The sequence below is a fragment of the Nonomuraea rhizosphaerae genome (assembly GCF_019396405.1).
In the GTDB taxonomy this organism is placed as follows: Bacteria; Actinomycetota; Actinomycetes; order Streptosporangiales; family Streptosporangiaceae; genus Nonomuraea; species Nonomuraea rhizosphaerae.
The window spans coordinates 1-8,457 of record NZ_JAHKRL010000141.1; the positions used below are offsets into that span (position 1 = coordinate 1).

7 protein-coding genes are annotated in these 8,457 nt (G+C 70.9%); 5 read left to right on the plus strand and 2 right to left on the minus strand.

From position 1 onward, the window contains the following. The first annotated feature begins 215 nt into the window (after nt 1–215). The 5 genes from KME77_RS06925 (at nt 216) to pyk (ending at nt 6,024) form a co-directional block, all read left to right on the plus strand. Entirely contained in the window at nt 216–797 is a 582-nt protein-coding gene (locus KME77_RS06925; RefSeq protein ID WP_219463096.1) for a TetR/AcrR family transcriptional regulator, read from the plus strand. Between the two features lie 88 nt (nt 798–885). Continuing rightward, nucleotides 886–2,364 carry an MDR family MFS transporter gene (locus tag KME77_RS06930; protein ID WP_219463098.1) on the plus strand — a complete coding sequence of 493 codons (1,479 nt, stop codon included), beginning with the start codon at nt 886–888 and terminating at the stop codon, nt 2,362–2,364. 149 nt (nt 2,365–2,513) lie between these two features. Further along, complete coding sequence (locus KME77_RS06935) at nt 2,514–4,214, plus strand: S8 family peptidase (protein ID WP_219463099.1); 1,701 nt, start codon at nt 2,514–2,516, stop codon at nt 4,212–4,214. Continuing rightward, a complete protein-coding gene (locus KME77_RS06940) occupies nt 4,211–4,561 on the plus strand; it encodes a DUF2784 domain-containing protein (RefSeq protein ID WP_219463100.1) in 351 nt (116 codons plus the stop codon). Before KME77_RS06935 ends, KME77_RS06940 begins: the two co-directional genes overlap by 4 nt. Before the next feature lie 35 nt (nt 4,562–4,596). Further along, entirely contained in the window at nt 4,597–6,024 is a 1,428-nt protein-coding gene (gene pyk, locus KME77_RS06945) for a pyruvate kinase (RefSeq protein WP_219463102.1), read from the plus strand. 472 nt (nt 6,025–6,496) lie between these two features. Here pyk and dapD read toward each other — a convergent pair whose 3' ends face one another. Together dapD and KME77_RS06955 are read right to left on the minus strand one after the other, a co-directional pair. Beyond that, nucleotides 6,497–7,486, minus strand: coding sequence for a 2,3,4,5-tetrahydropyridine-2,6-dicarboxylate N-succinyltransferase (gene dapD / locus KME77_RS06950; RefSeq protein ID WP_219463105.1), 990 nt, complete (start codon nt 7,484–7,486; stop codon nt 6,497–6,499). Nucleotides 7,487–7,575: 89 nt separating this feature from the next. Further along, nucleotides 7,576–8,457 (minus strand): LysR family transcriptional regulator (locus KME77_RS06955; RefSeq protein WP_246609316.1); only part of this gene is annotated, 882 nt, incomplete at its 5' end.

Consider the following 8,457-nt stretch of genomic DNA (forward strand, 5'->3'; position numbering starts at 1 on the left):
GCACTTGAGCGCGGGGCGGCGTTCGTTTTTCTCCGTTACGGCAAGCCGCCCCCACCGCCACCCGCCGCACATGGCTGAGGGCCTCCAGGAAGACGGCCGCTGAGCCCGCACAGGGCCGGTCGCCGTCACGCACGCGTCCTTGACCGTGGCCGCCCCATTGGTTGCACGGTGTGCAAGGCTTGCAGTCTCTGCAAGAGTTGCGTACAGTGCAATGCATGGAGAGTCCGCAAGAGCGTCGTGAGCGGCGCCGGGCCGAGAAGCGGCAGGCCGTCCGGAGGGTCGCCGTCCGCATCGCGCTCGACGACGGGCTGGAGGCCGCCACCGTGGAGGCCATCAGCGCGGCGGCCGACATCTCACCGCGCACGTTCTTCAACTACTTCGGCTCCAAGGAGGACGCGCTCGTCATGGAGCCGGCCTGGCGGCCGGAGGACCTCATGGAGCTGCTGCGGCGCCGGCCGGAGGACGAGCCGGTCTTCCGCTCGCTCCAGGCGGTCATGAAGGAGGTCGGGGTGCGGTCGCTACCGCTGTGGGCGGACATGCAGCCGTTCATGGAGCTGCAGAACCGGCACCCGGAGCTGGCCGTCCGGGCCAGGGCCGCCGACCAGGCGAAGGTGATGGAGATGACCCTCGCCCTGGTCAGGTCCAGGCCGGGCGCTCGTGGCGGGCTCCACGCGCGGTTGCTGGTCGTCGGGTCGTTCGGCGCGATGATCTCGGCCGTCCAGGAGTCGCTGGAGACCGGCGAGCCCGTCGAGGAGCTGCTCGACCAGGCGTTCGCGCTGCTCGAACAAGGACTCTGAACGTCATCGAAAGAAGCGGCGACCGGGGTGGCACCCCCGATCGCCGCGAATTCCTCCTGCCCTCGCGAAAGAAGCAAGGAGTCGGACCATGGTATCGACAAGCGTTCCTGAGACGCCCGCCCCCGAGGCCCCGCCGCGGCAACGGGGCCTGTGGGTGAGCATGGGCTCACTCATGCTCATCATGTTCCTGGCCGCCATCGACCAGACCGTCGTGGCGACCGCCATGCCCACCATCGTCGGCGAGCTGCACGGGCTGTCGAGCCTGTCCTGGCTGGTCACCGCGTTCGCGCTGACCTCCGGCATCGTCACCCCCCTGTACGGCAAGCTCAGCGACATGTACGGCCGCAGGCGCCTCTACCTGTCGGCCATCGTGCTGTTCCTCATCGGCTCGGCCCTGTGCGGGATCGCGCAGACGATGACGCAGCTCATCCTGTTCCGGGCCTTCCAGGGCGTCGGGGCCGGCGGGCTGATGGTGCTGACCATGGCCATCTCCGCGGACATCGCCACCCCCCGCCAAAGGGCGAAATTTCAGGGGATATTCGGTGCGGTCATGGGCATCGCGTCGATCGCCGGGCCGGTCATCGGCGGCGCGCTCACCGAGCACATCTCCTGGCGCTGGATCTTCTACGTCAACCTGCCGCTCGGCGCCGTCGCGCTGGCCGTGGCGTTCGCGGTGCTGAAGCTCCCGCGCCGCACCTCACCGCACCGCGTGGACTGGCTCGGGGCGGCGCTGATCTCCGGTGTGCTGACCTGCCTGACGCTGTTCGCCTCCTGGGGCGGCACCACGTACGCGTGGACCTCACCGGTGATCATCGGGCTGGGGCTGGGCGCGGTCGTGCTGGTGGCGCTGTTCGTCCTGGTCGAGCGGGCGGCGGCCGAGCCGGTGCTGCCGCTGCGGCTCTTCCGCGACCGGACCTTCACCATCGGGGCCGTTGCGGTGATCCTGCTGGCCACGAGCATGCTGGGGACGGCCACGTTCCTGCCGATGTTCCTGCAGCTGGCCACCGGCGCCAGCGCGTCGGACTCCGGGCTGCTGCTGCTCCCGCTGATGGCCGGGATGATCGCCTCCTCGGCCGTCGTCGGGCAGCTGGTCACCAGGCTGGGCACGTACAAGTGGTTCGTGGTCGCCGGGACGCTGCTCTCGGCGCTCGGCGCGGCCCTGTTCGCGACCATGGACATGGGCACGAGCGCGTTCGCGTCCGGCGCGTACATGGTGATCTTCGGCGTCGGGCTCGGCATGGTGACCCAGAACCTGCTGCTGGCCGTCCAGACCACCACGCCCGCGGGCGACCGGGGCGCGGCCACGTCGGCGATCACATTCGCCCGCGGCATCGGCGGGGCCGTCGGGGTGTCGGTGCTGGGCGCGGTGTTCAGCGGGCGGCTGGGGGCGCAGGCGTCGGTCACGCCGGAGGCCATCCAGCAGTTGCCCGAGGCGGCCCGGCAGGCCACGCAGGTGGCCTTCTCGGGGGCGGTGACCGGGGTGTTCGTGTGGGTGGTGCCGATCCTGCTGGTGTGCGCGGCACTGCTGACGACGGTCAGGAACGTCAGGCTGGCTGAACACGCCTGACCCTCTTTTGAGCAGGTCGGAGCCCATTTTGAGGGCTTCGACCTGCTTTGCCGTATACAGCCTCATATTTTGCGACAAAGTTGCATCGAGCGACTGGTGCCGGGAAGATGCACAATCTGGGGTGGGTGGGCGCGGTGAATGGGGGAAGAATGCGGCGAATCGCCGGCGGCCTGATGGCCCTGGTCTTGGCGACCCCGCTCGCGGCGTGCTCGCCGTCAGCGGCTACCGGAACTCCCGCGGCGGCCAGGTCCGCCAAGGACTACCTGGTCTTCTACGCCGACGGGCAGGCGCGCGAGGCGCTGGCCGCCGTCCGGCGCGCGGGCGGCAGCACGTCCGCCACCGACACCAAGCTCGGCTACGTCCTGGCCAAGGGCGACGGCGACGCCTTCGTCGAGGCGCTCGGCACGGACCAGGCGATCGTCGGAGTGTCGGCTGACCGCGCGATCGGCTTCGAGACCGCCATGCCCGCCGCCGCGCCCGCTTCTGCGCCCGTTTCTGGGCCCGCTTCCGGGCCTGTTTCTGTGTCCTCTTCCGGGAGTACGGCCTTCCCGGACGCGTCCGCCATCGCCTCCAACGCCGCCGCCGAGCCGCTCGCCGCCCGCCAGTGGGACATGAAGATGATCGGCGCCGACCGGGCGCACGGCAAGGCGCCCGGCACCAAGAAGGTCCTGGTCGGCATCATCGACACCGGCGTGGACGGCAAGCACCCCGACATCGCCCCGAACTTCAACCGCGAGCTCAGCCGCAACTTCGTCACCGACAAGCCGAAGGACGAGGAAGGCGAAACGCTCGACGGCCCGTGCGAGGTGGCCGGCTGCAAGGACCCGGTCGACGCCGACGACGACGGCCACGGCACCCACGTGGCCAGCACGATCGGCTCCCCGATCAACGGCATCGGCATCGCCGGCGTCGCCCCGGACGTCCAGCTCGTCAACATCAGGGCCGGCCAGGACTCCGGGTTCTTCTTCCTCAAGGCCAGCCTCGACGCCCTCACCTACGCGGCCGACATCGGCGTCGACGTGGTGAACATGAGCTACTACGTCGACCCGTGGCTGTTCAACTGCAGGAGCAACAAGGCCGACAGCAAGAAGCAGCAGCTCGAACAGCGCGCCATCATCACCGGCATGCAGCGGGCGCTCGACTACGCGCGCAAGCGGAACGTCACCCTCATCTCCGCCCTCGGCAACGGCGCCACCGACCTGGGCCACCCCAAGGTGGACAGCGCGAGCCCCGGCTACCCGCGCGGCAGCGAGAAGTCCCGCAAGGTGGACAACTCCTGCATCAACGTCCCGGCCGAGTCCAAGGGCGTCCTGTCCGTCTCCGCGCTCGGCCCCACCGGCCGCAAGGCCGTCTACAGCGACTACGGGATCGAGCAGACGGACCTGTCCGCGCCCGGCGGCGACACCACGGACGGCAAGGGCGCCTCGCCCCTGCGCTCCATCCTGGCCGCCGCCCCCGAGGCCGCGCTCCGCGCCACCGGCAAGATCGACAAGTCGGGCAAGCCGAAGAGCTCGGAGGTCGTGCGCGACTGCAGCGGCGGCGGCCCCTGCTCCTACTACCAGTACCTGGACGGCACCTCGATGGCCTCGCCGCACGCCACCGGCGTCGCCGCCATCCTGATCAGCCGCTTCGGCAAGCAGGGCAAGGGCGGCGTCGCGCTCGCCCCGGCCAAGGTGGAGAAGCTGCTGTTCAAGACCGCCACGCAGAAGGCGTGCCCGTCGCCGCGCAAGTACGTCTACAAGGTCTTCGGCGAGAGCACGACCCACACCTGCGAAGGCGGCAAGTCGAAGAACGGCTTCTACGGCCACGGCGTCGTCGACGCCTGGAAGGCCGCTACCGTCAAGGGATGATGTATCGCCTCGTCGCGGACGCCGCGATGGTGGTGCACTTCCTGTTCCTGGTCTACATGGCCGTGGGCGGGTTCGTCGCGTGGCGGTGGCGGCGCACGGTCTGGGCCCACCTCGCGGTCGTCGCCTGGGGGCTGGTCTCGCTGACCACCGGCGTCGAATGTCCTCTCACAGTCGTGGAAGACTGGGGGCGGCGGCACGCCGGACTCCAGGGCCTGCCGCCGACCGGCTTCATCGATCACTACATCGAGGGCGTCGTCTACCCGGAGCAGTACACGAACTTGGTGCGCCTGGGGGTCGCCATTCTCGTGTTGTTCTCCTACGTCGGGTACGTTCTCCGTCGTCAATGACTGCCAAGTGGTCTGTACCAATTAAGGTAGGACTCGTGACTCGTCGCGCGAAGATAGTGTGCACCCTAGGCCCCGCCACGTCCTCCCCCGAACGCCTGCGTGAGCTGATCTCCGCCGGCATGGACGTCGCACGGTTCAACCTCTCTCATGGTGACCATGACATGCACAGAGAGGTGTACGACCGGGTCAGAGAGGTGGCCGCCGACCTCGGCCGCGGCGTAGGGGTCCTCGCCGACCTTCAGGGCCCCAAGATCCGCGTCGGCAGGTTCGAGGAGGGGCCGGTCCGGCTCGGCTTCGGCGACGTCTTCACGATCACCGTCGAGGACGTGCCGGGCGACCGCGAGCAGGTCTCCACCACCTACAAGGGCCTGCCCGGCGACGTCCGCGCCGGTGACTCGATCCTGGTCGACGACGGCCGCCTCGTCCTGGAGGCCACCCGCGTCCTGCCCGACCGCGTCGTCACGCGCGTCGTCATCGGTGGCATGATCTCCGACAACAAGGGCCTCAACCTGCCCGGCGTCAACGTCAGCGCTCCCGCCCTCACCGATAAGGACGAGGCCGACCTGCGCTGGGCGCTGCGCACCGGCTTCGACATGATCGCCCTGTCCTTCGTCCGCCGCCCGTCCGACGCCGACGTGGTCCGCAACATCATGGAGCAGGAGGCCGTCCGCCTTCCGCTGCTCGCCAAGATCGAGAAGCCCCAGGCGGTCGACCGGCTCCCCGAGATCATCGAGGCGTTCGACGGCATCATGGTCGCCCGCGGCGACCTCGGCGTCGAGCTGCCGCTGGAGCAGGTGCCGATCGTCCAGCGGCGCATCATCGAGCTGTGCCGGGAGAAGGCCCGCCCGGTCATCGTCGCCACCCAGATGCTCGACTCCATGATGAGCGCCCCCCGGCCCACCCGCGCCGAGGCCTCCGACGTCGCCTACGCGGTCATGGACGGTGCCGACGCCGTCATGCTGTCCGGCGAGACGTCCGTGGGCAGCTACCCCATCGAGTCCGTCTCCACCATGGACCGCATCGCCCGCGCGGCCGAGGAGCACTCGCTGCACGCCACGCACTCCCTGGAGCGCCTGCCGGAGACCACCGGCGGCGCCATCGCGCGCGCCGCCGCCGAGGTCGGGGCGATCGTCGGCGCCAAGGCGCTGATCGCGTTCACCATGTCGGGCGAGACCGCGCGCCGCCTGGCCCGCTACCGTTCGCCGATCCCGCTGCTGGCCTTCACCTCGGCGCCGCACGTGCGCGGGCAGCTGTCGCTGACGTGGGGGGTGGAGACCTTCCACGTGCCGTTCGTGCACCACACGGACGACATGGTGCGGCAGGTCGAGGCGTCGCTGCTGACGCTGGGGCGGCTGGAGAAGGGCGACAAGGTGGTCATCGTCGCCGGCTCCCCTCCCGGCACCCCGGGCAGCACCAACGCCCTCCGCGTTCACACGATCGGCTCGGCCGTCTCACATACCTGAACTGATTCTTCTTCTTGCCCAGGACGGTGGTGATCCGGCCGCTGTTTCCTGGAAGCTCTCTTTTCGAGGCCCCGTTACGGCAGGCCGTCCCCACCGCCACCCGCCGCACGGGGCTGAGGGCCTCCAGGAAAACGGCCGCTGAGCCCGCACGGGGCCGGCGGCCGTTACGCGCGCGCCCTTGACCATCTCCGTGGACACGCCGACACCAGGTGCGACGGGAGACCCGGGGACACGAGGTGCCGCCGAGAGCCGGTCACCTGGTGCCGATGGATGCGGGGCACCTGGTGCTGGGGTAGCTCGCTCCGGCTCACGATGCGCGCGTCACGGCGGCCCGCCCCGCATCACCGGAGGAGCGTCTCCCTGGACAGGCGCCGGCCCCGTGCGGTGGGTGGGGCCGGCCCATGCCGGCCGTAATGGATCGTCGGCTTGTGAAGGGATCGTCAGCTTGTAAGAGGCGATCAGAAACGATCGGTCAGTCGTTCTGGTGGAGTTGGGTGTTGAGTTCGATGCCGCCGCCCTCGCGGGGGACCGCCTCCACCGCGCCCGACTGGGAGTTGCGGCGGAAGAGCAGGCCGTCGCTCGACGACAGGGCGGCGGCCTTGACGACGCGCCCGTCCGGGAGCGACACCTTCGTGCCCGCCGTCACGTACAGCCCCGCCTCCACCACGCAGTCGTCGCCCAGAGAGATGCCGATGCCCGCGTTCGCGCCCAGCAGGCAGCGTTCGCCGATGGAGATGACCTCCTTGCCGCCGCCCGACAGCGTGCCCATGATCGACGCGCCGCCGCCCACGTCCGAGCCGTCGCCCACGATGACGCCCGCCGAGATGCGGCCCTCGACCATCGAGGCGCCCAGGGTGCCGGCGTTGTAGTTCACGAAGCCCTCGTGCATCACCGTCGTGCCGCTCGCCAGGTGCGCGCCGAGCCGCACCCGGTCGGCGTCGGCGACGCGGACACCGGTCGGCAGCACGTAGTCGACCATGCGCGGGAACTTGTCCACCCCGTACACCGTCACCGCGCCCCTGGCCCGCAGCCGCAGCCGGGTGCGCTCGAAGCCCTCCACGGGGCAGGGGCCGAAGTTGGTCCACACGACGTTCGCCAGCAGCCCGAACACGCCGTCCAGGCTCATCCCGCGCGGCCTGACCAGGCGGGACGACAGCAGGTGCAGGCGCAGGTAGACGTCGTGCGCGTCCGTCGGCGGCTCGGAGAGCTTGGCGATGCCGGTGCGCACCGCCACCACCTCGACCCCCCTGGCCGGATCGGGGCCGACCAGCGCGGCCAGGTCCCCGGCGAGGTCGCCCGCGTGCTCGGCGAGCTGCTCGGAGGAGAGGCGCTCGGTGCCGGTGTTCGGCGGGTCGCCCAGCTGAGGAGCGGGGAACCAGGTGTCAAGGACGGTGCCGTCGGCGGCGACGGTCGCCAGGCCGATGGCGTGCGCGCCGGTCACGGTCGGATCGATAGCAGTCACGGCCCACAAACTACCGTCAACCGGGCCGGTCCCCACGCGCCGCACCCCGCGTGTCCCCCCGCTCCCGCCGAGGGGCCCGGCGAGCGCCTTCAGGCCTCCCGGACGACCCTCCGGGACAGCGCCCGGGCGGCCACCTCGGCGGCGGTCCGGACGAAGGCGGCCAGAGCGGGGGAGCGGGTCTCCTCGGGCCAGGCCAGCACGACCGTCGTCGGAGCGGCGTCCACCACCGGCACACAGGTCAGATCCCGCCTGAGCTGCCCCTTGACCGACTCGGGAACCACCGCGACCAGCCGCCCGATCGCCACGAGCTGCATGAGCTGAGCCGCGTCCCCCACCAGCGGCCCGTCCCGGTCACCCCGATCCTTCCCCGCCGGATCCCTCCCGGCCGGGTCCCTCCCAGCCGGATCCTTCACGGCCGGATCCCTCGCGGCCGGATCCCAGACGTGCGGCTCCGGCCAGCGCGGAGTCGGCTCCGCGTCCAGGTCGGCCAGGTGCACGTACGGGCGCTCCGCCAGCCGGTGCCCGGCCGGCACGACCGCCACCCCGCCCTCCATCAGCAGCGGCTCCGTGTCGAACCCCGTCAGGTCCTCCCACGGCAGATGCAGGAACGCCACGTCCGCCGTCCCGTCCCGCAGCAGCCGGGCCCGTTCCGCCACCCCGCACAGCACGACCTCCACCTCGATCGCGTCCTGGCGTCCCTGGTAGGCGGCCAGGACGTCCGGCAGCAGCCCGCCGTCGCCGCCCGGCTTCAACGCGACCACCAGCCGGGGATCGGTGCGGCCCGCCCGCCGGGTGCGGTGCTCGGCCGCCGCCACCGCGTCCAGGGCCTTGGCCGCCTCCCTGGCCAGCACCTCACCGGCCGGGGTGAGCGCCACCCGGTGCCCCGAACGGTCGAACAGCTCCACGCCCAGCCGCCGTTCCAGCTTCTGGATCGCCCGCGACAGCGGCGGCTGCGCGATGCCCAGGCTCTC

Coding starts and splice junctions, on each gene's coding strand:
- KME77_RS06940 (WP_219463100.1), top strand. CDS start 4,211: ATGATGTATCGCCTCGTCGCGGACGCCGCGATGGTGGTGCACTTCCTG.
- KME77_RS06930 (WP_219463098.1), top strand. CDS start 886: ATGGTATCGACAAGCGTTCCTGAGACGCCCGCCCCCGAGGCCCCGCCG.
- KME77_RS06935 (WP_219463099.1), top strand. CDS start 2,514: ATGCGGCGAATCGCCGGCGGCCTGATGGCCCTGGTCTTGGCGACCCCG.
- KME77_RS06925 (WP_219463096.1), top strand. CDS start 216: ATGGAGAGTCCGCAAGAGCGTCGTGAGCGGCGCCGGGCCGAGAAGCGG.